Raw genomic sequence first — 24682 nt, forward strand, 5'->3', positions numbered from 1 at the left:
AGGAAGTCGCATTATGCAAACAAAGTTGTCTACTATTTGATTACGCGGTAATTTCGCCATTACACATTTAGTCAGGGAGAGAAATATGACGTTTTTAAAACGTGGCATTGCGCTGACCGTGCTGGCTGCCTGCACGCTGGCAAGCCTGTCGGCTCAGGCATATGAAAAAGATAAAACCTATAAAATTACCATCCTGCATACTAACGATCACCACGGGCACTTCTGGCGCAGCGAATACGGAGAATACGGTCTGGCGGCGCAAAAGACGCTGGTGGACGGCATACGTAAAGAGGTGGCAGCAGAGGGAGGCAGCGTGCTACTGCTCTCCGGTGGCGACATCAATACCGGCGTGCCGGAATCCGATTTGCAGGATGCTGAACCCGATTTTCGCGGCATGAACCTGATAGGCTATGACGCGATGGCGGTGGGCAACCACGAGTTTGATAATCCGCTGAGTGTTCTGCGCCAGCAGGAGAAGTGGGCTAAATTTCCGTTCCTCTCCGCCAATATCTACCAGAAAAGCACCGGGGAGCGGCTGTTTAAACCCTGGGCGTTGTTCAAGCGCCAGGATCTGAAAATCGCCGTCATTGGCTTAACCACCGACGATACGGCGAAAATCGGCAACCCGGAATATTTCACCGACATTGAGTTTCGCAAACCGGCAGAGGAAGCAAAACTGGTAATTCAGGAACTCAACGAGACGGAAAAGCCAGACTTTATCATCGCCGCCACCCACATGGGTCACTACGACAACGGCGAGCACGGCTCGAATGCGCCGGGTGATGTTGAAATGGCACGCAGCCTGCCCGCCGGATCGCTGGCGATGATTGTCGGCGGCCACTCCCAGGACCCGGTTTGTATGGCGTCTGAAAATAAAAAACAGGTCGACTACGTGCCGGGTACACCGTGCGCGCCAGATCGGCAGAACGGCATCTGGATAGTGCAGGCGCATGAGTGGGGTAAATACGTGGGCCGGGCGGATTTTGAATTCCGCAATGGTGAAATGAAACTGGTCAACTATCAGCTTATTCCGGTTAACCTGAAGAAAAAAGTGACCTGGGATAATGGCGAGAGCGAGCGCGTGCTCTACACGCCAGAAATCGCCGAGAACCCGCAGGTATTGTCGATGCTGACCCCTTTCCAGAATAAAGGCAAAGCACAGTTGGGCGTAAAAATTGGTAATGTGAACGGCAGGCTTGAAGGCGATCGCAGTAAAGTCCGCTTCGAGCAGACCAATCTGGGGCATCTGATCCTCGCCGCACAAATCGCCCGTACCAATGCCGATTTCGGCGTGATGAGCGGCGGCGGCATTCGTGATTCGATTGAGGCAGGTGATATTACCTATAAAAATGTGCTCAAAGTGCAGCCCTTTGGCAACGTTGTGGTATATGCCGATCTGAGCGGGCAGGAGGTCATTGATTATCTGACCGCCGTCGCGCAGATGAAACCCGATTCCGGGGCGTATCCGCAGTTTGCGAATGTCAGTTTCGTGGCGAAAGAGGGCAAGCTAAACGATCTTAAAATCAAAGGTGAACCGATCGATCCGGCGAAGAAATATCGTCTGGCAACACTCAGCTTTAACGCAACCGGCGGCGATGGTTACCCGCGTCTTGACGATAAACCCGGCTACGTGAATACCGGTTTTATTGACGCCGAAGTGCTCAAGCAGTTTATCCAGCAGAATTCTCCGCTTGATGCGAATGCTTATGCGCCAAAAGACGAGGCGCGCTGGGAATAATATTGCATGGCTAAACGCAGTCCGGCGCGAAGTTTAGCGCCGGACTGCCCGTCGATGTGGACCAAATCACTTATGAACACGGATTTACTTATCTCCCGACTGGATGAAATCGAACAACAAATAACCCTGCTCAGGCATAAGCCATGCCAGTGTGAGCGTAATCTGGAAGTAAAAATTCGTCATTTTGGCGGGGGAGAACACTATGTTCGCCAGTGCAATCAGTGTGGCAGACAGAAGGGCGGCGCGCTCAAAGCCCCCGATGCGTTGACGGAGCTTGATGGCCAGCCTGCCCGCGCATTCGATCCCGCGTTGGAGGAAGAATATAATCGCGAATTAACAATACGCCATCAAAAATTATCCCTACTTTCACGCGAAAAAATTCAGTTGCTTTCAGCGTTAAATGGGGGTGTCGACCCTCTGTATGTAGAACAAGAGAAAAAATACCGTGAGGCCTTTCAAAAGTTATCAGAACATCTGGACACCTTTATTGAATCCTTCGATATCGACAAAACCCTGCTGGCCTTGTCCCAACAACAGAGGAGAATAAAAAAGGTAAAACAAGAACATGCCGAACTAAACCCCTCGCTGTTTTCATCAGAAACAGAACTGAAAGCATGGATGGTTAACCTGTTTAAAAGTGATTTTTATATTTATCAGGAAGTTACTGGGGTTCACGTTACTGAGGGCATCAATGTCAGAATCGATTATGTTTTCTATCCCCGCGCTCATTTGGTTGAGGAAGGCTTTGAACCTGCGCCATTCGGCATCGAAGTGAAATATTTAAGCCAGGAGAAAAGTTTTGCGCATAAAGCAGGACGCAGCGTCTGGCAAGCTATTTCTTATAACGATTGTGAATTCTCGCTTAAAGACAGAAAGTTTAACCTGAAGTTTTGCCTGTTATTTTCTAATCTTTCATTCAGTAATGAAAGGGAAGTGTTAGCGTTATACAGCGACCATTCGGATGATAAAAGTATGAAGTGGGCAGGGATGCTGAACGTGGCTAATCATGCAAAAGTTGGCGTGTTGAAAATTACAGGGAAAAGAGAGAAGGTCAAGGGCTGGTCAATCAGTTTCGCCGGGGGGCTCTATTTTAGCTGCCACCTGGATAAAGACGGAAACCGTTATAAACGGGTGAATGAGAATATGGTCAATAAAGTCAGAGTGGGTAGCTTTTGATCTGAACATATTATTTCTGCTGAGTTTGTCTCTGAAATGATGGATTGCGGGATCTCAAAACGCCGCTTGAAAAGCCATACTGGATTTTATCGTTGCCACGTCGTCGCGCTTTTTTGGCGCACGACATTCGCCAGAGCGTAAAGGTTGCATTGCCGACATATCAATGATGTTGTTAACTACCACACAGAAGACGAGTGAGCCATTCCTGCGTAACGCATGTACACGGTGAGGGTATTGGGCGCACTGGTGATTAATCAAATCAGGAGAACTCAATATGTCTGACCATCCTGCAATTGCATTGTTGGGACCGGGAGCCATCGGTACAACGATTGCTGCCGTGCTGCACGAGGTTCATTGCACGCCGGTTCTTTGTGGGCGTACGGCGCATCCACGCTTGATTCTGCGCCATGATGACGGTGAAATTATCGTACCCGGCCCGGTGTTAAGCGACCCTGCCACTATTGATCACCCGGTCAATCTGGTATTTGTCGCAGTGAAAACCACTCAGGTAGCTGACAGCGCCGCCTGGCTGAACACGCTGTGCAATGAAAATACCATCGTCTGCGCGCTGCAAAATGGCGTTGAACAACAAAGCCTGCTGGAGCCTTATGTCAACGGCGCAACCGTACTGCCTTCTGTGGTATGGTTTCCGGCCCAGCGCGAGGCGGATGCGTCGGTCTGGCTGCGCGCTACACCGCGTCTGACGCTGCCAGACGTGCCGCAGGCAAGACGGGTCGCGCAGGCGCTTAGCGATACACGCTGCGCTGTGGAACTGTCGGAGGATTTTGTTTCCATTGCCTGGCGCAAGCTACTGCAAAATGCGGTCGCTGGCCTGATGGTACTGGCGAATCGTCGTGCCGGTATGTTTTCACGGGCGGATATTACCGGGTTGGCGCTGGTGTATCTGCGAGAATGTCTGGCGGTAGCGCGTGCAGAAGGCGCAGTATTAAGCGATGCTGTACCCCAGGAGATCGTCGACGGTTTTCATCGCGCTCCGGCGGATTTAGGCACGTCTATTCTCGCCGATCGTCAGGCGAATCGTCCGCTGGAGTGGGATATTCGTAACGGCGTCATTCAGCGTTGCGGTCGCTCAAAGGGCATTGCCACCCCGATTAGTGATGTGCTGGTGCCGCTGCTGGCAGCCGGGAGCGAAGGGCCCGGCTGAGACCTTAAAATCACGGCCTGAACATGAAGGCGCTCGACGATGTCTGGCTATCGCGTTTGCTTGTTTACCTCGCAGAGCGGAAATTTATCACCCGGACGTAACCCAAAGACATAGTCTGTGCAGGCATTGTGTTTTACACTGCGCGCTGCAAAAATGCAGTAGATAAACGATTAATCAGGCGGTAAGGCGATGAACGGAACGATCACAACGTGGTTTAAAGATAAAGGCTTTGGATTTATCAAAGATGAAAACGGCGAAAATCGCTATTTTCATGTGATTAAGGTCGCTAATCCTGATCTGATTAAGAAAGATGCGGCGGTGACCTTCGAGCCTGGCACCAATAATAAAGGCTTATCCGCCTATGCGGTAAAAGTGATCCCGGAAGGGAAACACCTCTACATTGCTGGCGAACGCCTTAAGCTAACGTCGATCAAGTCCTGGGTGGTGTACAGCGAAGAAGTCCCTGCCGATACCCGGATTGATAAAGACAACGCGGTGCTGTCTGTTGGTATTCTGATGAGCAGTATCAGGCCGAAAGCCGAGGCGAAGCCGGGTGAAATGCGCACCCTGAAAAAACTGGCAATCACCACATTTCAGGGTACGACGCTAATTTTCTCAGAAGATGAAATCGATATTGCTGCCACGGTAAAATTGCTGAAAGTGTGATTTTCCGCCTTCAGAACGGGCTGGCATTATGCGCGTCGATTGCGGTTTCGCTGACAGGATGAACAAAATGCAACTCACTGGCATGCAACATCAGGCGTGGGGTGAGTTCGGTTCCTGGCATCAGGCGTCCGCCGTACAGATCGCAACCCAGGATCGGGTGTCCGATTAGCTGACAATGAATGCGCAATTGATGAGTACGCCCGGTCTCCGGAATGAGTTGTACACGGGTTAACGCCAGTTGCGTCTGCGCATGATAAAAACGTTCAACAACCCGATAGCGCGAACGCGCAGGTTTGCCCTGGCGTGAGCAAATCGTCATCAGCGGAAATTGCGCCGGATCTTTGGCAATGGCCGCGTCAATTATTCCCTCATTGTTTTCCAGATGACCGCAGAGCAGAGCGCTATACACTTTCGTCACGGTTCGCTGACTAAACTGCTGGCAGAGGGAGGCGTTAATACCCTTATTGCGTGCAATCACCATCAACCCGGATGTACCAAAATCAAGGCGATGAACCAGAGTACAATCGGGAAATAGTTGCACCAGCCGATGATGCACTGAATCGATATTCCACGGATTTTTACCCGACAGGCTGAGCAGCCCACTGGGTTTATTAATCAGCAGCAGATGCTCATCCTGATAGAGGATCTCTATTTTTTCAGGGCACGGTGGGGCAATAAAAGTATCAACAATGACAGACATCTGGCTATCCGGCTGAAAAACAGGGCGGATCATAACGGATTTTCAGCAGACTGGCGAATTGTCGTTGCGGTAAAAGTGATAATAAAAACAATGGCAAATAAGACAACAATTGTCGGCGCTGGTGCACTATCGATAAAAAAGGAAAGCCACACGCCAGTGAGCGACACGGTGACAGAGATAGCCATTGCCAGAATCAGCGCAATATGAAAGCGACGCGTCAGAAGCACAGCAATCGCACCGGGAGCGATGAGCAAAGAAATAGATAAAATGATCCCTACGGCTTTTAGGGTTGCCACAATGGTGAGTGAGACCATACATAAAAGGCCGTAATGCAACCAGCTTGTGCGCAATCCGCTAACGCGCGCCTGCTGATAATCAAAACAAAACAGCAAAAAATCCCGCCATTTCGTCCCGATAAGTAACGCAATAACCCCGGCAATCGTTGCTGTCTGAATGATATCCCCGCGAGTGATCCCGAGCATATCGCCGAAAAGGATGTGATCGAGGTGAACCTCTGGCTTGAGAGCAATATAGAGAATCAGCCCGGCAGCAAACATCCCGGAAAATACGATCCCCATGACGGTATCCTGCTTAATCCGGCTGTTATCTTTCAGGTACCCTGTGGCGACAGCGCAGAATAAGCCTGCCGCGAAAGCACCCGCTGCCAGCGGCAGGCCCAGCATCCAGGCGAGGACAATGCCGGGGAAAACCGCATGGCTCATCGCATCTCCCATTAGCGCCCAGCCTTTCAGTACCAAAAATACCGACAGGAGGGCACATGGAATAGCCACCACCACCGAAATCAGCAGTGCATACTTCATAAAAGCAAACTGTAACGGTTCAAGCAAGAATGCCATCATGCTGCCTCCTTGATGGCACGACGCGTGCGTTGGCGCTGAGCCAGCAGCCCGTGTTGTGGGGCAAAGAGAAAGGCGAGTAAAAATAACAGGGTCTGTGCCACTACAATAATGCCGCCGGTTGCACCATCCAGATAATAGCTAACCCATGCGCCAACAAAACTGGTAATACTGCCGATAGCCACGGCAATCATAAGAAGACGAGGAAAACGGTCGGTCAGTAGCCAGGCTGTCGCGCCCGGTGTAACGACCAGACAGACAACCAGGAATGCGCCGACGGTTTGCAGGGCCGCCACGGTGGATACGGCTAGTAAGGTAAAGAAAAGCACTTTTAAGCGTCCCGGACGTAGCCCTATAGCACGGGCATGGTTTTCGTCAAAAAAGGTCACCATAAGATCTTTCCATTTAAAAAACAGTACGATGACAGAAACCAGGCCGATAATGGTTAGTTGCAGAATATCCGCAGGCGCAATGGCCAGGATATTGCCCAGCACGATCGTCTGAATATTTACTGACGTCGGGTTAAGCGACACCATAAATAAGCCGAGACCAAAAAAAGACGAGAAGATAAGCCCGATAATGGCATCTTCTTTCAGGCGGCTACGTTGATTGAGAAAAAGCATACTGCCTGCAGCGAGACCACCTGATAAAAACGCTCCCAGGGAGAAGGGAAGGCCAAGCATGTATGCGCCCGCTACGCCCGGTACGATGGCGTGCGACAAGGCATCGCCTATCAGCGACCAGCCTTTCAGCATTAAATAGCAGGACAAAAAGGCACAAAGCCCGCCGACCATCGCAGAAACCCACATCGCATTGCGCATGTATTCATAGCTAAAGGGTTCAAGGATCGTGTTCATAGTCTCTCCTGCCCGTCGGCTGACAGAGTGCAGGGAACCGGATCGGTCGAACCCTTCAGGAACACGCCTTTCCCCGCATTATCCAGGATGACGTGGCGTAGCACGCCGCTGAAGGCAGCTTCAAGGTTTTCCGCCGTGAACGTTGTCTCCGTCGGTCCGCTCGCCAGAACCGTGCCTTTGACCATGACGGTATAATCGCAAAACTCAGTTATGGAACCGAGGTTGTGGGTAGAAACCAGCATCGTTTTCCCCTCGGCGCGCATTTCCCGCAGCAGATCGATTATTTTCGCTTCTGTTTTGACATCCACGCCCGTAAAAGGCTCATCCAACAGGATCACTTCTCCCTGCTGGGCGATAGCACGCGCCAGAAATACGCGTTTTCTTTGACCGCCCGAAAGCTCACCAATTTGCCGATGGCGAAATGCCAGCATGTCGACGCGCGCCAGCGCCTCGGTAACATGCTGGCGATCCCGCATTTTGGGAATACGCAGCATTCCCATATGGCCATAGCGCCCCATCATGACGACGTCTTCTACGAGAACAGGAAAAGACCAGTCGACCTCTTCCGATTGAGGCACGTAGGCCACCAGATTTTTTCGCAGCGCCTGTTGCGTCGGCATCCCAAGGATGGTGATGTTTCCGGCAGCAAGGCGGACAAATCCCATGATCGCTTTGAACAGCGTCGATTTTCCGGAGCCATTTACACCTACCAGCGCGGCAATTGACCCACCTGGCAGGTGAAAAGAGGCTTCACGTAATGCCGTATGGCCATTACGCCAGGTCACGGTTACGCCGTTCACGATAATACTGGTAGCCTGCGCCATGATTTACTCCTTCATGCCATCTTGAATACCCTGCACCAGCGTGCCGGTGGTGACCTTAAGCAGATCAAGGTAAGTGGGCACCGGGCCGTTATCCGCGCTGAGAGAATCGACATACAGGACACCGCCATAATGAATACCGGTCTCGCGTGCGACCTGACGCGCAGGTTTATCGGAAACGGTACTTTCACTGAAAACGGCCGGAATATGGTTTTTCTTAACGGCATCAATCACGCTACGTACCTGCTGCGGCGTTCCCTGCTGATCGGCATTGATCGGCCACAAATAAAGCTCCTTCAGCCCGAGGTCGCGCGTCAGGTAGGAAAACGCCCCCTCACTGGTGACCATCCAGCGCTGATTTTCAGGGATCGCCTCAATTTGCTTACGTAATGGCTCAAGGGCCCCGGTGATCTTACGTTTATAAATTTCTGCATTGTGACGGTACGTTTCAGCATTGGCCGGGTCGTATTTCACCAGCGCATTGCGGATATTATCCACGTAAATCAGCGCGTTATCAGGAGACATCCAGGCATGCGGATTGGGTTTTCCTTCGTATGGCCCGGCAGTAATACCCATGGGTTCAATGCCTTCGGTAACAATAACTTCCGGCACACCTTCCAGATGCTGATAAAAGCGCTCGAACCACCGTTCCAGGTTAAGACCGTTAGCGAGGATAAGTTGCGCATTCTGCGCACGCTTTATGTCACCTGGTGTCGGCTGGTACTCATGAATTTCTGCGCCAGGTTTGGTAATAGAAGTGACTTCAGCCGCATCGCCCGCCACGTTCTTTGCCATATCGGCAATCACGGTAAACGTTGTGATAACTTTAAATTTTTCTGCCGCCGCAGCGGGCAGTGTCATGACGGTAATCAGCATTGTGCTGAACAGTAGTGTGTTTAATCCTTTCAGAGGGCGCATGACGAGAGTCTCCATTGGCGATTAAAAGATGATCAAAATTAGCCTGTGCTATTTTATATAGCACAGGCTATGTTTTATTGAAAATAATTATCATTATTATTTTATGCAAGGGGCAGGAGGGAGGGGAGGGAGAATACGGTAGAGAGGATATCAGCGCGCCCTTTCAGACCCGGGGCGCATGTTTAAAGTATGCCCGGGGTCTCACCTGTGGCTGTGCATTTCTGGCTTGCTGAGGTTTAATCGCGCCGCGCAATATCCGCAAATGTGGCCGCAAGGGTTTTCGCCAGATCGTTTGCTGTCAGCTCAATGTCTAATCCGCGTTTGCCGCCAGAGACGAAAATGGTGGCAAAATGCTGGGCGGGAGCATCAATCAGCGTCGGCAAGCGCTTTTTTTGTCCCAGCGGGCTGATGCCCCCGACCAGGTAGCCGGTGGTGCGCTGGGCGAGCTGAGGATCGGCCATTTCAACCTTTTTCGCGCCCAGCGCTTTAGCCACTTTTTTCAAATCCAGCTGACTTGCAACAGGCGTTACCGCTACCGCCAGGTTTTTGGCTTCGCCATTCACGGCGACCAGTAATGTTTTGTATACCTGTTGCGGATTCAGGCCAAGCTTACGCACCACCTCATCCCCGAAATTGGTTTCACTGGGATCGTGGTCATAGGTATGGATTTGGAAAGAAATTTTCTGTTTTTCAAGCAGTTTGACGGCAGGGGTCATGATATTTCTAAACTCTAAAGCTAACGATGCTGCAAGCTTACGCCTGAAACCATACGAAAAAATAGTATTATCTTGCTTATTGGTATTGGCAGTAAGGATGCTTTGAGCGACAATTCATCAACCGGAGTTCGCTCCGGCATAATAATAAAGATGAAATTCCTCTTTGACGGGCCAATAGCAATATTGGCCACTTTTTTAACGCATGATCTCCGGCAGGCTGCCTTCGCCATACAGATGCAGCGCCCCCACCGCCACCACATAACGTCCCGCCGGTAAACCGCAGAGAAAATCACGCCAGGCGCGGTTACGTTGATGCATCAGAACATCATACAGCCCTTCGCTGAACGTATTCGGCAGCTTAACGTCCCGGGCCGCTGGTGGGCGCTCCAGCCACCAGCTAATCATCATTTGCAATAGCCGCGCGTTGATATGCCAGTGGGTAAGCGTATCTTCCAGTAACGCCATACCATTATCAGGCAGCTCGCTGAGCAGGGCAATTTGCTGCGCTGCGCCTTCAAGTTCGACAATGCGCAGATGGTCTGCCTGCGCCGCCCTGATAAGCTGAAGATCGATACCGTACTGTGGGCGTAGTCCCAGCTGTTGCGCCTGCGTCGCCTGAAGCGCCATGGCAATTTGCCATAGTGGCTGGAGAGTAAACATCGACAGAGACAGACCCAGTTCGTCGGCCTTGTTAGTCAGTTGTTCCAGTTGGGCGTCGCTAAGACGCTCTTCCAGTGGCGGAAACGCTGGCAGATCGTGAAAGGGCGCTTCATTGCCTGACAGGTTGGCTTCAACAATCAGCGCATCGGCCTGCTGTACTTTTTGCAGCAGCCGCGCGGGAAGGGGGGACATATCCTGTGTGCCCATATGAATACTGCCGACGAGGTGAAACTCGCGCCCGTCGGGAAGTGAAATATCAATGGCAGGCCAGCTGTACGTGTTGCCGCGCAGACTGTGCCACCACGCTTTTAATCGGTTATACAGACCCATACACACTCCGCTGGCGTAAAATCCTATGCTATCGCGCAGCGTCCTGCTGCGTAAACAGGACGCACTCGCTATTCTTTCGGCGTAAACCGCAGCAGCCTGTTGGCATTACTCACCACCGTTATTGACGACAGTGCCATTGCCGCGCCGGCAACCACCGGGTTAAGCAGCGTACCGGTCAACGGCCAGAGAATGCCGGCAGCGACGGGAATGCCCAGCGAATTATAGACAAAGGCCCCCAGCAAGTTCTGTTTCATGTTACGCAGCGTGGCGCGGGAGATCGCCAGTGCGTCTGCTACCCCCATTAAGCTGTGACGCATCAGGGTGATCGCCGCGGTTTCAATTGCCACGTCGCTACCGCCGCCCATCGCGATGCCGACGTCTGCCTGTGCCAGCGCGGGCGCGTCGTTAATACCGTCGCCAATCATCGCTACCTGCCGTCCTTCGCGTTGCAATTTTTTAATCGCTTCCGCTTTGCCATCGGGCAGGACGCCTGCGATCACCTCATCAATGCCCGCTTCCCGGGCTATTGCGCGGGCGGTGGTTTCGTTATCGCCAGTCAACATAACCAGCCGATAACCTGCCTGATGTAAGCGTTGGAGTGCCGGCACGCTATCTTCACGTAGAGAATCCCGGATGGCAAAAAGCGCGGCAATCTTGCCGTCAATCGCCAGCAGCACGGGTGTTGCACCTTGTGACGCTTGCCGATCTATCTCATCATGCAGCGCGTCTGTGGCGATCCCTTGATCATCCAGCAGCGCCCGGTTGCCCAGTAGCAGAGTATGACCTTCTGCTTCGCCGCTGACGCCCAGACCGCGCAGGGTACGAAACGCTTTTACCTCTGGCAGCGTCTGAGTTTGTGCTTTGTCGAGGATCGCCCGGGCCAGCGGGTGACGTGATCCTTGCTCAAGCGCGGCCGCCAGTCGTAGTGCCTGCGCTTCATCAATACCGGCCACGGTTTTCACCGTCACGACCTCTGGTTTTCCTTCGGTGAGTGTGCCGGTTTTATCGAACACCAGCGTATCCAGATTGCTGGCGCGCTGAAGGGCATCCGCATCCCGCACCAGAACGCCGAATTCGGCCGCGCGCCCGACGCCAGCAATAATCGACATCGGCGTTGCCAGACCAAGCGCACAGGGGCAGGCGATAATCAGCACGGTAGTGGCAATCACCAGCGTATAAACAATTTGCGGCGCGGGGCCGAAGAAGTACCAGATCGCGGCGCTAAACAGCGCGATGGCAACCACCACCGGCACGAAAATAGCGGAAATCTTATCGGCCAACTGACCGATTTGCGGTTTGCTGCTCTGCGCCTGGCGTACCATGTGAATAATACGAGATAACGTGGTCTGGCTGCCTACTGCGCTGGCCTGAAACAGCACGCTGCCGTCCTGGACTACCGTCCCTGCATGCACTTCATCGCCATTGCCTTTCTGCTGCGGTACCGGCTCACCGGTTAACATGGCTTCATCCAGCCACGCCTCGCCCTGGGTAATTTTGCCGTCAACCGGCACACGATCGCCGGTGGCCAGGCGCAACGTCATGCCCGGCGTCACGTCAGCCAGCGGCAGATCCTTTTCGCCTTCATCCGTTATCACGCGGGCGGTAGGGGGAGTCAGATCGAGCAGTTTTTCCAGCGCTTTTGACGAACGCTGACGCGCCCGCGCTTCCAGCATATGGCCGAGGTTAATCAGACCAATAATCATCGCGCTGGCTTCATAATAGAGATGCCGCGCTTCCATCGGAAACCATTGCGGCCACAGGTTGACACTCATGGAGTAAAGCCAGGCGACGCCGGTACCAAGGGCAACCAGCGTGTCCATCGTGGCGGTGCGGTTAAGCAGACTTTTCCACGCGCTACGATAGAAATGACCACCAGCAAAGACCATGACTGCGAGCGTCAACACGCCGATAGCCAGCCACAGGTTACGGTTGTCATGAGTCACCATCATATTGTCGCCGATCATTCCCCAGAGCATCACCGGCACACCCACTGCCAGCGCAACCACGGCCTGCCAACGAAAGCGCTTCATAGTGGCGATGGCGGTTTGCTGCTGGCGCTCACGACGTTTGACGTCATCTTCAATGGCTTCCGCGCCATAGCCTGCTTTTTCCACCGCCTGTACTAATTCAGCGGCAGAGGCATGCCCCATGACCAGGGCAGTACGCTCCGCCAGATTGACCCGCGCCTGTGTCACGCCCGGTACGCTTTGTAGTGCTTTTTGTACCCGGGACACACAGCTGGCACAGCTCATACCGCTTAATAACAGCTGTTGACTGTCATCGCTGGTCTGTGCTGTCGGAAGCTGAGAAGAAACCGCTGTCAGTGCTTCCGACGGGATTGATGACTCCGCCAGCGGTTTAGATTTTGGGTGGGTTAACTCCGCGCCATACCCGGCCTGCTGAACAGTTTCAATCAGCGACTCGGCACTGGCGCTGCCAGTTACGTGCGCTTCGGTAATGGTGACCTCAGCCTGTTCAACATCGGGACGCTGTTCAAGGCTTTCCTTCACGCGCTTAACGCAGTGGCCGCAGGAAAGGCCGTCCAGCGTCAGGTCGATTGTGTGAGACATGGTGGAACTCCTGTATTCTGGATCGTAAAAAATAGCGATCGTAGTAGTGACTTTCGCTAACTATTGCTAAGGTTAAACCTTCCCGCAAGGGGAAGGTCAAGGGGGAATCATGAATATCAGTGATGTAGCGAAAAAAACGGGTCTCACCAGTAAGGCGATACGCTTTTACGAAGAGAAAGGGCTGGTTACACCGCCGCTGCGCAGTGAAAATGGCTATCGTAGCTACACGCAGCAGCATCTGGACGAGCTGACTCTCCTGCGCCAGGCGCGGCTGGTGGGTTTTAATCTGGAGGAGTGTGGTGAGCTGGTGGATCTGTTCAATGATCCCGCGCGTCACAGTGCCGATGTGAAGAAGCGTACCCTGGAGAAAGTGGCTGAGATAGAGCAGCACATTGTTCAGTTGCAGGAGATGCGCCAGCAGCTTTTGACGCTGGCAGAAAGTTGCCCTGGCGATGACGGGGCAGCCTGTCCCATTATTGATAACCTTGCCGGGTGTTGCCACCGTCGCGCTTAGCGCTGGCGAAAATAATCATCAACAATCTTCGTTAAATCAGGGCGATAAGCATCGTCATCTATTAAAAATTCGACAAAAAAGTCATCTACCTGCTGGCAGGGTTGTTGCGCCAGCAGGGTAAACGCCAGATGACAGTAAGTTCTCCCGCAATCGTGCTGATAGACGAAACGGGCGAACGGCATAAACTGCGTGGAGTGGGTGTAATACAGCGCCTCAAGGATCAGGGGCACGTCCTCATCTTGCAGGAGGGTTTGCCCTTCGATAATGCGCTGGATACGCTTCTCGCTTATATCCCCGGCCTCAAGGATCGTGCTGGCTGTCGCCACATCGGGAAAGACGGCAGCACAATGCGCAAATTCCTCAGGCCAGGAAAATGTGTCGTTGTGTACGGATGATGTACAGGCCTGATATTGTTCGCTGTTCAGGCGGGAGTAGTGGATAGCCTTCGGGATTCCTTTAATAAACGCCGTTGCCGACAGGGACTCGCCATTGTAAAAGGTCAGGCTTTCTTTAGTGCTTCTGCTGACTGGCGCAATCACCAGGCTTTTCAGCGGTCGCTTTTCAAGGGCGGCAGCGCTGGCCTTATGGTGACCGTCCAGCAGCGCGCAAAGATAAGCGTCGTTAAAATACCAGGCAATAGCGCGGGTGTCGGGTTTATCACGGTAATACGCCGCTCGCTCTGCATTGTAATGCGCCGGAGACTGGGTGGGTAACAGATACAGCGGCCCGGGCGTAGAGTATTGCATTTCCCGATCCATCACGCTGACCGTCGCCGGGTTCAGGCTCTTTTGCTGACTGACGTCCCAGAAAAAATGGCCGTTGCCGTCGGTAGGGTACAATTCCCGATCCTCCAGCAGATAATAGCCGGACGGCAGGAGCATGAGCAGCGGTTCAAGGTGGGAGAGGGACGTCGGCAGATCGTGAAAGGGCTGATTCCACTCCGCCATGGCGGAGAGAAATTGCGCAGCCCCTTTTCTGTCAGCACCGAACCCGGCGGAGACCATTCCCGCACAGGTCGGGCATTCATCTGGCCAGAGATTAATGAGTGGCGTGTCCTGCCACGTCAATGAGCACAGCCCCGGCCCCCATTTTTCCTGCAACAGCCCTTTACCGTGACGAACGGCAAAGATAAGACCTGCTGGCGTTGGTTTTACCGGTAGGACGACCGTTTTCTGTTGCCAGAAAGCCATTGGATTATTTATTCCTGTAACGAAAACGACGACGCTCAGACGGCAGAAGCAGACGCCCTGACGCGCAGCACAATGCCCTCGACCGCCACCACTTCGACCGGGGTTCCCGCAGGGAGATCGCTGTCAGCGCTGACCATCCACGAACTATCGCCGACACGCATATGACCGCGGCCGTTAACCAGCGCGTTATCCAGCGTGAACCGGCGGCCAATCAACTGCCTTCCTCGCTGATTAAGTTGACTGTCGGCTGGTTTTTGCTCGCGGACCCGCATTGCCAGCCAGCGCCACCACAGCCATGCGGCCAGCAGCGTCAGCAGGGCAAACATCAGACCCTGCCACTCCCAGCCCAGCGGCAGTAACCAGACCACCAGCCCGACCACCACCGCGGCAATGCCGCTCCACAGCAGGTAGCCGTTACCGCCAAGCATTTCTGCCGCCAGCAGCAGGCCGCCGAGGCTCAGCCAGAAAACATGTGGATGGGTCAGGATAAGATCAATCATGGGCGTTTGCGCTCGCTGGCGCTGTCCTTAATGAGTTCACTGATACCCGCAATGGAGCCCATCAGGCTGCTGGCATCCAGCGGCATCATCACCACTTTGCTGTTATTTGCCGAACCGATTTTTTGCAGCGCTTCGGTGTATTTCTGTGCCACGAAATAGTTCACCGCCTGAATATCCCCGGCAGCAATCGCCTCTGAGACCATCTGAGTGGCGCGGGCTTCAGCTTCCGCCGAACGTTCACGCGCTTCCGCCTGTAAAAACGCGGACTGACGTTCGCCTTCTGCCGTCAGGATCTTTGACTGTTTCTCGCCTTCGGCTTTAACGATTTGCGCCTGGCGAATCCCTTCCGCTTCGAGGATGTAAGCGCGTTTGGTACGCTCCGCTTTCATCTGGGCGTTCATCGCATCGATAAGCTCGGCGGGCGGACGCACGTCGCGGATCTCAATACGGGTGATTTTAATACCCCACGGATTAGTGGCCTCATCGACGATGTGTAGCAGGCGGGTATTGATGTTATCGCGCTGGGAGAGCATCTCATCGAGTTCCATTGAACCGAGCACGGTACGAATGTTGGTCATCGTCAGGTTGATAATCGCCAGCTCCAGGTTGCTGACTTCATACGCCGCTTTCGGCGCGTCAATGACCTGGATAAAACAGACCGCATCAATAGCGACGTTGGCGTTATCTTTGGAGATAACCTCCTGAGACGGGATATCCAGCACCTGTTCCATCATGTTGATCTTGCGACCAATACGATCCATAAACGGTACGACCAGGCTCAGACCCGGTTGCAAAGTGGTGGTGTAACGACCAAAGCGCTCCACCGTCCATTGATAACCCTGGGGAACGATTTTTACCCCGGCGAAAACCACAATGAGCGCCACCAGAATGACGACGGGAATCACAATCAACATTACTCAAACCTCCTGTTATGACTGACTCAGTCTATCCTTTATCCGCCGTCGGCCCATTGTCCGGGAACAGACTTAATACAGTAGCGAATAAAGCTTACGGCGATACTGGCTGGCAAGAGCGTCACCGGTGCCGAGTGCGGCGAGGATTTCCTGGAGCATTTTACGCGCCTGACCGTCCGCTGCCGCCAGATCTTTTTGCAGATGGCTAAAGAGTAACGCTAATGCCTCTTCATTACGACCTACCTGATGTAGCTGGAGCGCCAGCTGTGAAGCCAGCGCGGCATCGTCCGGATTATCTGTAACCTGCTGCTGTAGCTGCTGGATTTCAGGGGTATCTGCGGCCTGTTTTAGCAGTTCGATTTGCGCAACCAGCCCCTGATAGCGGGTATCCTGATCCTGAAGCGGAATGGTTTTCAGCACCGCTTCCGCGTCTTCTGAACGGTTGAGGGCAATTTGCGTTTCCGCCAGCAGCAGACCGATTTCGCTATTCTGTGCAGAAAGTTGCCAGGCCTCTTTAAGCAGTGGCAAAGCCTCTGCGTGTTTGCCTTCTTCGATAAGCGCAATCGCCTGCTGGGCTTTCAACTCTTCTTCACGCGGCAGCACTTTTTCCAGCAGGGCGCGAATGGCTTCTTCCGGCTGCGGTCCCTGGAAACCGTCTACCGGCTGGCCGTTCTGGAACAGATACACGGTTGGAATGGCCCGCAGGCCAAACTGCGAGGCAATCATCTGCTCGGCGTCGCAATCCAGCTTAGCCAGAATAAACTGCCCGTTGTACTGCGCGGCAAGGCGCTCAAGTACCGGGGTCAACTGCTCACAGTGCTGGCTGCGTTCGGACCAGAAATAGAACAGCACCGGCACGGTCATCGACTGTTCCAGCGTCTGTTGCAGGTTCGTTTCGTTGATATTGACGATATTCTGTACGGACATAGTGCACTCTCTTCAGTATTTTTTTATTACATGGGGGTCAGTACGTTAGCTTCAACTCACCCCTGCAAAATTTTATCCATCAGGCGGCCCGGCAGCAGGCGTTTCAATACATTCACCGCATAGGTCACTAAGGTCACGGGATAGCGCATTTTAGGCCGTTCGCTGGTAAAAGCATGGCGCACTTTTTCGACAACTGCCTCCGGGCCGAGAGTAAAACGTGCAGCAATGCCAGGATTTTCCACCGGCTTGTCCTGTTGGGTTTGATTAACGTTTTCCGTGAAGCGAGTTCGGATGGGGCCAGGTTCAATCAAGCTGACCTGAATCCCGCTATGCCGCAGCTCCATGCGCAGTGCGTCAGACCATGCTTCGAGAGCGTATTTGCTGGCGGCATAGGCCCCCCGGCCTGGCGTGGAGATAAGACCCATTACCGACGAGGTCATCACGATGCGCCCTTCGCCGTGCGGCGTCATGGCCGCAAGCAGGCGCATCGTAAGTTGATGCGCGCCAAAAAAGTTGGCGGAAAATTGTTGTTCAAGCTGCGCACGGCTGATTGTTGTCAGTTGCCCATAAACGCCGTAGCCCGCGTTATTAAATATGCCGTAAAGGCGGTTTTCACTCAGCGCAATAATTTCGTCGGCAGCGCGATCGACGCTTTCTGGCTTATCAAGATCAAGTGAAATTCCCGTCAGCCCCAGGCTGTTCATTCGCGCCACGTCATCCGCTTTACGACAGGCAGCAAACACCCGGAAACCCAGGCGCTGGAGTTCGAGCGCGCTTTCCAGGCCGATCCCGCTGGAACATCCTGTTATTAAGACTGATTTTTGCATAACTTTACCTGGGTATGCCCCTCTACGATTAAGACTCATGGTTTACTAAAGGTGCCAGACGTGTCGCCATCCAGTCGGCGATAAACGGCTGCGCATCGGGGTTAGGGTGAATACCATCGTCCTGCATCCACTGAGGCTTCAGATAAACCTCTTCCATAAAAAACGGAACCAGAGGAATATCAAACTCTTTAGCGAGCGCCGGATACATCGCGCCAAAGGCCTCATTATACCGACGACCGTAATTAGCGGGCAGGCGAATTTGCATTAGTAGCGGCTTTGCACCCGACTCTTTCACCGCCTGCAAAATGTTACGCAGCGTCGCTTCGGTTTGCTGTGGCGGAAAACCGCGCAGGCCATCGTTGCCGCCCAGCTCCACCAGCACCCAACGTGGTTTATGCTGAGTAAGGAGCGCGGGAAGTCGCGCCAGGCCCTGCTGCGAGGTATCGCCACTAATACTGGCATTCACCACACTGGTTTGCGGCTGCCATTTTTTATTGAGCAGCGCAGGCCAGGCACTGGTGGCAGCCATTCGGTAACCGGCGCTAAGACTGTCGCCCAGAATCAACAGCGTGTCTGCTGCGGCAGCGCGAAAGCTTAACAGAGCCAAAAACAGGAACGGCAAATGCCAGCGGAAAACATTGTTGAAGTTCATCGTCTTAAGAAGTCCGTCGGTCAGGGGGAGCATGAACTCTCCATCCTTACCGGAGTTGAGCTGCTTGTCAAACCATCGCAGACTATCGCGCTTATCGGCGAGTCAGGTTCCGGTAAGTCAACCCTGCTGGCCATTCTTGCCGGGCTGGACGACGGGAGTAGTGGCGAAGTGTCGCTGCTGGGTCAACCGCTACATAAAATGGATGAAGAGGCCCGGGCTGCCCTGCGCGCGCAGCATGTCGGCTTTGTCTTTCAGTCATTTATGTTGATCCCCACGCTTAACGCGCTGGAAAACGTTGAATTGCCAGCGCTATTGCGCGGTGAAAATAGCCGGGAGAGTCGCACACAGGCGAAGGCATTACTGGAGCAGCTTGGACTTGGCAAGCGGCTGGATCATCTCCCGGCGCAGCTTTCCGGCGGTGAACAGCAGCGCGTGGCGTTGGCCAGGGCCTTTAATGGACGTCCCGGCCTGCTGTTTGCCGACGAACCGACCGGCAATCTTGATCGCCAGACCGGGGATAAAATTGCCGATCTGCTGTTCTCTCTCAACCGCGAGTATGGCACGACATTAATTCTGGTGACGCACGATCCGCAACTGGCCGCGCGCTGCGACCGCCGACTGCGGCTGGTAAACGGCCAGTTGCAGGAGGAAGCATGATTGCCCGCTGGTTCTGGCGCGAATGGCGCTCGCCGTCGCTGCTGATTGTCTGGCTGGCGCTCAGCCTGGCGGTGGCCTGTGTGCTGGCGCTGGGCAATATCAGCGACCGGATGGAGAAGGGGCTTAGTCAGCAAAGCCGTGAGTTTATGGCCGGTGACCGGGCGCTGCGTAGTTCGCGCGAGGTATCGCCGGAATGGATCGCGCAGGCGCGCAAACTGGGCCTGAAGGTGGATGAGCAAATCACCTTCGCCACTATGACATTTGCCCGCGATACCCCGCAACTGGCTAATGTTAAGGCCGTTGGTGACCTCTATCCGATGTACGGCGAGCTGCAAACCGATCCGCCGGGGTTAAAACCCGCGGTGGGCACCGCGTTGCTGGCCCCACGCTTAATGGCGCTACTCAACCTGAAGCCCGGTGATGCCATTGACGTCGGCGACACCACGCTGCGCATTGCCGGTGAAGTCGTTCAGGAGCCGGACGCCGGATTTAATCCATTCCAGATGGCCCCACGGCTGCTGATGAACATTGCCGATGTGGCGAAAACGGGGGCGACAGGGCCGGGCAGCCGCGTGAGCTGGCGCTATAAGTTCGCTGGTACGCCGTCGCAGCTGGCGGCGTATGAAAAATGGCTGCTGCCACAGTTAAAACCCGAGCATCGCTGGTACGGTCTTGAACAGGACGAAGGTGCGCTGGGCAAATCCCTCGAACGCTCGCAACAGTTCCTTCTGCTTTCCGCACTGTTAACGCTGTTGCTGGCGGTTGCCGCCGTGGCGGTGGCAATGAGCCATTATTGCCGCAGCCGCTACGATCTGGTGGCAATCCTGAAAACCCTCGGGGCTGGCGGGGCACAGCTACGCAAGCTGATCATCGGTCAGTGGTTGCTGTTGATGCTGCTTTCCATCATCACCGGCGGCGTGCTGGGACTGGCGTTTGAGCAGGTGCTGATTATCCTGCTCAAGCCGGTGCTGCCGGTCGCGCTGCCCGCCGCCAGCCTGTGGCCGTGGCTGTGGTCCGCCGGGGCGATGACCACGATTTCATTGCTGGTGGGATTGCGCCCGTACCGGCTGCTGCTGGCGACGCAGCCGTTACGCGTGCTGCGTCGGGATGTGGTGGCTAACGTCTGGCCACTGAAAATCTATCTGCCGATTATCACGGTGGTAGTAGTCGCACTGCTGGCGTGGCTGATGGGCGGCAGTACGTTGTTATGGGCGGTGCTGGCCGGCGCACTGGTGCTGGCGTTATTGTGCGGCGTGCTGGGGTGGATGCTGCTTAATGTTCTTAAGCGTCTGACCATTAATGCGCTGCCGTTACGTCTGGCGGTTAACCGTCTGCTGCGTCAGCCGTGGGCAACCCTTAGCCAGCTGGCGGCATTTTCGCTCTCCTTTATGCTGTTGGCATTGCTGCTGGTGCTACGTGGAGATTTGCTCGATCGCTGGCAGCAGCAGTTACCACCGGAAAGCCCGAACTATTTTTTGATCAACATTGCCACTGAGCAGGTCGAGCCAGTTAAAGACTTCCTTGCTGAGCATCAGGTGCGCCCGTCGACATTTTACCCCATCGTCCGCGCCCGTCTGACGCAAATTAACGGTCAGCCGACGGAGGGGAACAAGGATGAAGCGCTTAACCGCGAGCTGAACCTGACCTGGCTGAGCCAGAAACCGGATCATAACCCGATTACCGCCGGCCACTGGCCGCCCGCCGCCGGGGAAGTCTCTATGGAGCAGGAGCTGGCGAAACGGCTGGATATTTCGCTCGGCGATAGCGTGACGTTTACCGGCGATACTCAGGATTTCACCGCCAAAGTGACCAGTCTGCGCAAGGTGGACTGGGAGAGCCTGCGTCCCAACTTCTACTTTATTTTCCCGGACGGCGCACTCGACGGACAGCCGCAGAGTTGGCTGACCAGCTTTCGCTGGGATAACGGCAACAGTTTGCTGACGGAACTTAACCGCTCGTTTCCGACTATCAGCCTGCTGGATATCGGCGCTATTTTAAAACAGGTCGGTCAGGTATTACAGCAGGTGAGCCGGGCGCTGGAGGTGATGGTCGTGCTGGTAACATTGTGTGGCGTGCTGCTCCTGATGGCGCAAATTCAGGTCGGCATGCGCCAGCGTCATCAGGAACTGGTGGTGTACCGCACCCTGGGCGCAGGCAAGCGCCTGCTGCGCACCACGCTGTGGTGTGAATTTGCCCTGTTGGGGCTGGTGGCGGGACTGGTCGCGGCTATCGGTGCCGAAACGGCGCTGGCGGTACTGCAGACCCGCGTCTTCGACTTCCCGTGGGAACCGGACTGGCGATTGTGGATCGTACTACCGTTTAGTGGGGCAGTATTACTTTCCCTCTGCGGCGGTTGGCTGGGTGTCCGGCTGCTAAAAGGCCGGGCGCTGTTTCGCCAGTTCAGCGGCTAATCATCATGATGCGTCGGTCGCCGGACCGACGCATACTGCATAATCCCTCGCCAGTCAGTGACACATTTCAAAACATCATGAAATAATTTCAATTACGCAGGCTGGCTGAGTATGCCATCTTAGAATGTCCCTGCCTTTAGCGGGTGAAAAACAACAGCGCCGCACTGCACGGCGCATGCACGGCAACACAACATTTATACCAGGAGAAAATATGGGAATGCGTCACAGCCTCCGCATAGCGACCGGAGCCTTACTGCTGGCCTGCGGTTTACAATTTGCCCACGCGAACAGCGATCCACACACCATCGTTTTTGGCGTCGCACCCGGACCTTATGGTGATATGGTAAAACAGGCGATAGCGCCGTCGCTGAAAGAGAAGGGGTATAAAGTCACCGTGCGCGAGTTCAGCGACTACGTGCAGCCGAATATGGCGCTGTCCAACGGCAGCATTGACGCCAACCTGTTCCAGCACTCGCTCTATTTCGACAAATTCACCGCCGATAAAGGACTGAAGCTAAGTAACCTTATCAGCGTGCCTACCGCCGGGATGGGGTTCTATTCGCGGAAGATTAAAAGCCTTGATGAGCTAAAAAAAGGCGATGTGATCACCCTGTCTAACGATCCGACCAACCTCGCGCGCGGCCTGCGCTTCCTGCAGTCGCTGGATTTGATCACCATCAAGCCGAATATCGATCCAACCAAAGCCTCCGAGCGCGATATTGCCACTAACCCGAAAGGGCTGGTATTCAAACCGCTGGAAGCGGCGCAACTGCCGCGTACGCTGGACGGCGTAACCGCATCGCTGGTTAACGGCAACTTCGCCGTGGCGGCCGGGCTGGATCTCTCCAGCGCCATTAAACAAGAACACCTTGACGAGAACCTGAAAAATATCATCGCCGTGCGCAGTGAAGACGCGGACAAACCGTTCGCCAAAGATATTGTCACTGTCGTGAAATCGCCGGCTTATCGTGCGGTGATCGACGATCCAAAAAATATCTACAGCGCCTTCCAGAAGCCTGAATGGATGACGGCTGAAAAGCAGTAACGGTGAGTATTTTCGAGGTCTGAGATGATTGAAATAGAAAAGGTCTGCGTCGACTTTCGCGCAGGCCGTGGACCCTCCACCCGCGCGGTGGATGAGGTCAGTTTACGTATCGCCCCCGGCGAAATCTTCGGCATCGTTGGCACCAGTGGGGCGGGCAAAAGTACGCTGTTGCGCACGCTGAATGCGCTGACGCGCCCCAGTCAGGGCTACGTTAAGATTAACGGCGTTGAGATTTCGGCGCTGGAAGGACAGGAATTGCGTAAGGCGCGTCAGCGCATCGGTATGATATTCCAGCATTTTAACCTGATGCATACCCGTACCGTCGCGCAAAACGTCGCCTTCAGCCTGAAAGCCGCTGGCTGGGAGCGCAGCAAAATTGCGCCACGCGTGGCTGAAATTCTCTCCCTGGTTGGACTGGCCGACAAAGCGAACCGTTTTCCGGTCCAGCTCAGTGGTGGCCAAAAGCAACGTGTCGGCATAGCCAGAGCGATTGCCAACCATCCGGATGTGCTGCTGTGCGATGAACCGACCTCAGCGCTGGATCTTGAAACCTCAGCCACTATCCTCGCACTGCTAAAACAGATCAGCCAGCAAATGGGGATCACCATCGTACTGATCACCCACGAGATGGATGTGATAAAAACTATCTGCGACCGCGTAGCGGTGATGTCAGGCGGCAACGTGGTGGAAGAGGGCGAGGTCTTTGACGTCTTTGCTCATCCGCAGCATCCTTTTACGCAGCAACTGGTCTCGCATACGCTTAACCTGACACTGCCGGAACGGTTGCACCAGCATCTGCCGGGGCAGTTACTAAAAATCCTGTTTATCGGCGATTCCGCCGAGCAACCGGTACTTTCCGACGTCGCCGTTAAATTTGGCGTGGCGGTAAATATTCTGCACGGCAAAATTGAGTATATCGCCGAACGTGCGCTGGGGATTCTGGTGGTGCAGCTTACTGCGCCGCATAACCCCTCAGCCGTGGAGGCGGCGGTAGCGCATATTCGTCAACGTACCGCGCAAGTGGAGGTGATCCGTGGATGACATGTTGCCTGATTTGACGCTGGCGTTTAATGAAACCTTCCAGATGCTCAGCATTTCGACGCTACTGGCCATTATCGGCGGTTTGCCGCTCGGCTTTTTAATTTTTGTTACCGACCGCCATCTGTTCTGGCAAAACCGTTTTGTCTATCTGCTCAGTTCGGTGCTGGTCAATATTATCCGTTCAGTACCGTTTGTGATCCTGCTGGTGCTCCTGCTGCCGCTCACCCAGTTCCTGCTGGGGAATACTATCGGGCCGATTGCGGCCTCCGTTCCGCTCTCGGTGGCCGCAATCGCTTTTTATGCTCGTCTGGTAGACAGCGCGCTGCGCGAGGTGGACAAAGGTATTATCGAGGCGGCAGAAGCGTTTGGTGCCAGCCCGATGCGCATCATCTGCACCGTTCTGTTGCCGGAAGCCAGCGCCGGGCTGCTGCGTGGTCTGACCATCACGCTGGTGAGCCTGATTGGGTACTCAGCAATGGCGGGTATTGTCGGCGGCGGCGGGGTAGGGGACCTGGCAATCCGTTATGGCTACTATCGCTATGAAACGGAAGTCATGATTGTCACCGTCGTAGCGCTGATTATTCTGGTGCAGATAGTCCAGATGCTCGGCGACTGGCTGGCGCAACGGGCGGATAAACGGGAACGTCATTAGGGAAGGGTGTCTGGCCTGAACAGGCGATCGGGCCAGACATTAAAATCTTTTTACAGGGCTGTTATCCGTGGTAATTCATTTATTATTTTTATTAATTTAAGCCTGAACTCCGTTTTTCTCGCTTTTAATATTCTTGCTATAAATATATTCATTTCGAATTAAATTTTTAATAATGATG

The 24682-nt window shown here is 54.2% G+C and carries 24 protein-coding genes; 10 read left to right on the plus strand and 14 right to left on the minus strand.

Features of this window, described 5'->3' with window-relative positions:
- The first annotated feature begins 85 nt into the window (after positions 1-85).
- The 4 genes from ushA to CHU32_RS07925 all read left to right on the plus strand — a co-directional run bounded on the left by ushA (position 86) and on the right by CHU32_RS07925 (position 4745).
- A complete protein-coding gene (gene ushA / locus CHU32_RS07910) occupies positions 86-1738 on the plus strand; it encodes a bifunctional UDP-sugar hydrolase/5'-nucleotidase UshA (RefSeq protein ID WP_103674966.1) in 1653 nt (550 codons plus the stop codon).
- Between the two features lie 6 nt (positions 1739-1744).
- Positions 1745-2914 carry a hypothetical protein gene (locus tag CHU32_RS07915; RefSeq protein ID WP_133159228.1) on the plus strand — a complete coding sequence of 390 codons (1170 nt, stop codon included), beginning with the start codon at positions 1745-1747 and terminating at the stop codon, positions 2912-2914.
- 274 nt (positions 2915-3188) lie between these two features.
- Positions 3189-4079 carry an oxidoreductase gene (locus CHU32_RS07920; RefSeq protein WP_103674968.1) on the plus strand — a complete coding sequence of 297 codons (891 nt, stop codon included), beginning with the start codon at positions 3189-3191 and terminating at the stop codon, positions 4077-4079.
- A gap of 189 nt (positions 4080-4268) precedes the next feature.
- Entirely contained in the window at positions 4269-4745 is a 477-nt protein-coding gene (locus CHU32_RS07925; RefSeq protein WP_103674969.1) for a cold-shock protein, read from the plus strand.
- Between the two features lie 10 nt (positions 4746-4755).
- Here CHU32_RS07925 and CHU32_RS07930 read toward each other — a convergent pair whose 3' ends face one another.
- From CHU32_RS07930 to copA, 8 genes are all read right to left on the minus strand, one after another.
- Positions 4756-5445 (minus strand): RluA family pseudouridine synthase, encoded by a 690-nt coding sequence (locus CHU32_RS07930; protein WP_103675057.1) that lies wholly within the window; start codon positions 5443-5445, stop codon positions 4756-4758.
- Between the two features lie 29 nt (positions 5446-5474).
- The gene (gene sitD / locus CHU32_RS07935; RefSeq protein WP_103674970.1) at positions 5475-6305 is read right to left on the minus strand and encodes an iron/manganese ABC transporter permease subunit SitD; all 831 of its coding nucleotides are present in this window, start codon (positions 6303-6305) and stop codon (positions 5475-5477) included.
- Positions 6302-7159: an iron/manganese ABC transporter permease subunit SitC gene (sitC, locus tag CHU32_RS07940; protein ID WP_103674971.1), complete on the minus strand. Its 858-nt coding sequence runs from the start codon at positions 7157-7159 to the stop codon at positions 6302-6304. The genes sitD and sitC overlap by 4 nt, the downstream gene beginning before the upstream one ends.
- A complete protein-coding gene (locus tag CHU32_RS07945) occupies positions 7156-7983 on the minus strand; it encodes a manganese/iron ABC transporter ATP-binding protein (RefSeq protein WP_103674972.1) in 828 nt (275 codons plus the stop codon). Before CHU32_RS07945 ends, sitC begins: the two co-directional genes overlap by 4 nt.
- A 3-nt stretch (positions 7984-7986) precedes the next feature.
- Positions 7987-8856 (minus strand): metal ABC transporter substrate-binding protein, encoded by an 870-nt coding sequence (locus CHU32_RS07950; RefSeq protein WP_245880199.1) that lies wholly within the window; start codon positions 8854-8856, stop codon positions 7987-7989.
- Positions 8857-9134: 278 nt separating this feature from the next.
- Positions 9135-9614, minus strand: coding sequence for a Cys-tRNA(Pro)/Cys-tRNA(Cys) deacylase YbaK (gene ybaK, locus CHU32_RS07955; RefSeq protein ID WP_103674974.1), 480 nt, complete (start codon positions 9612-9614; stop codon positions 9135-9137).
- Between the two features lie 195 nt (positions 9615-9809).
- Positions 9810-10604, minus strand: a complete 795-nt coding sequence (locus tag CHU32_RS07960) for a TraB/GumN family protein (protein WP_103674975.1) — start codon at positions 10602-10604, stop codon at positions 9810-9812.
- Between the two features lie 68 nt (positions 10605-10672).
- On the minus strand, positions 10673-13174 hold the full coding sequence (copA, locus tag CHU32_RS07965; protein ID WP_103674976.1) for a copper-exporting P-type ATPase CopA: 2502 nt from the start codon (positions 13172-13174) through the stop codon (positions 10673-10675).
- Between the two features lie 109 nt (positions 13175-13283).
- Here copA and cueR point away from each other — a divergent pair, with 109 nt between their 5' ends.
- A complete protein-coding gene (gene cueR, locus CHU32_RS07970; protein ID WP_103674977.1) occupies positions 13284-13688 on the plus strand; it encodes a Cu(I)-responsive transcriptional regulator in 405 nt (134 codons plus the stop codon).
- On the opposite strand, the gene CHU32_RS07975 is transcribed toward cueR, so the two are convergent.
- From CHU32_RS07975 to tesA, 6 genes are all read right to left on the minus strand, one after another.
- A complete protein-coding gene (locus CHU32_RS07975; protein ID WP_176691630.1) occupies positions 13685-14878 on the minus strand; it encodes a hypothetical protein in 1194 nt (397 codons plus the stop codon). The genes cueR and CHU32_RS07975 overlap by 4 nt on opposite strands.
- Before the next feature lie 35 nt (positions 14879-14913).
- Positions 14914-15378 carry an NfeD family protein gene (locus tag CHU32_RS07980; protein ID WP_103674978.1) on the minus strand — a complete coding sequence of 155 codons (465 nt, stop codon included), beginning with the start codon at positions 15376-15378 and terminating at the stop codon, positions 14914-14916.
- Complete coding sequence (locus CHU32_RS07985; protein ID WP_103674979.1) at positions 15375-16292, minus strand: SPFH domain-containing protein; 918 nt, start codon at positions 16290-16292, stop codon at positions 15375-15377. Before CHU32_RS07985 ends, CHU32_RS07980 begins: the two co-directional genes overlap by 4 nt.
- Positions 16293-16364: 72 nt before the next feature.
- On the minus strand, positions 16365-17219 hold the full coding sequence (locus tag CHU32_RS07990) for a co-chaperone YbbN (protein ID WP_103674980.1): 855 nt from the start codon (positions 17217-17219) through the stop codon (positions 16365-16367).
- 56 nt (positions 17220-17275) lie between these two features.
- Positions 17276-18085, minus strand: coding sequence for an SDR family oxidoreductase (locus CHU32_RS07995; protein ID WP_176691631.1), 810 nt, complete (start codon positions 18083-18085; stop codon positions 17276-17278).
- Positions 18075-18698 (minus strand): multifunctional acyl-CoA thioesterase I/protease I/lysophospholipase L1, encoded by a 624-nt coding sequence (tesA, locus tag CHU32_RS08000; protein ID WP_133159230.1) that lies wholly within the window; start codon positions 18696-18698, stop codon positions 18075-18077. Before tesA ends, CHU32_RS07995 begins: the two co-directional genes overlap by 11 nt.
- Here tesA and ybbA point away from each other — a divergent pair.
- From ybbA to CHU32_RS08025, 5 genes are all read left to right on the plus strand, one after another.
- A complete protein-coding gene (gene ybbA, locus CHU32_RS08005) occupies positions 18669-19355 on the plus strand; it encodes a putative ABC transporter ATP-binding protein YbbA (RefSeq protein ID WP_103674983.1) in 687 nt (228 codons plus the stop codon). The two genes, tesA and ybbA, sit on opposite strands and share 30 nt — an antisense overlap.
- A complete protein-coding gene (ybbP, locus tag CHU32_RS08010) occupies positions 19352-21766 on the plus strand; it encodes a putative ABC transporter permease subunit YbbP (protein WP_103750820.1) in 2415 nt (804 codons plus the stop codon). Before ybbA ends, ybbP begins: the two co-directional genes overlap by 4 nt.
- A gap of 211 nt (positions 21767-21977) precedes the next feature.
- Positions 21978-22811, plus strand: coding sequence for a MetQ/NlpA family ABC transporter substrate-binding protein (locus CHU32_RS08015; RefSeq protein WP_103674985.1), 834 nt, complete (start codon positions 21978-21980; stop codon positions 22809-22811).
- Positions 22812-22835: 24 nt separating this feature from the next.
- A complete protein-coding gene (gene sfbB / locus CHU32_RS08020; RefSeq protein ID WP_103674986.1) occupies positions 22836-23852 on the plus strand; it encodes a virulence-associated ABC transporter ATP-binding protein SfbB in 1017 nt (338 codons plus the stop codon).
- Complete coding sequence (locus CHU32_RS08025) at positions 23845-24504, plus strand: methionine ABC transporter permease (RefSeq protein WP_103674987.1); 660 nt, start codon at positions 23845-23847, stop codon at positions 24502-24504. Before sfbB ends, CHU32_RS08025 begins: the two co-directional genes overlap by 8 nt.
- Positions 24505-24682: the final 178 nt, after the last annotated feature.

The organism is Superficieibacter electus (assembly GCF_002915575.1).
Classification (GTDB): domain Bacteria; phylum Pseudomonadota; class Gammaproteobacteria; order Enterobacterales; family Enterobacteriaceae; genus Superficieibacter; species Superficieibacter electus.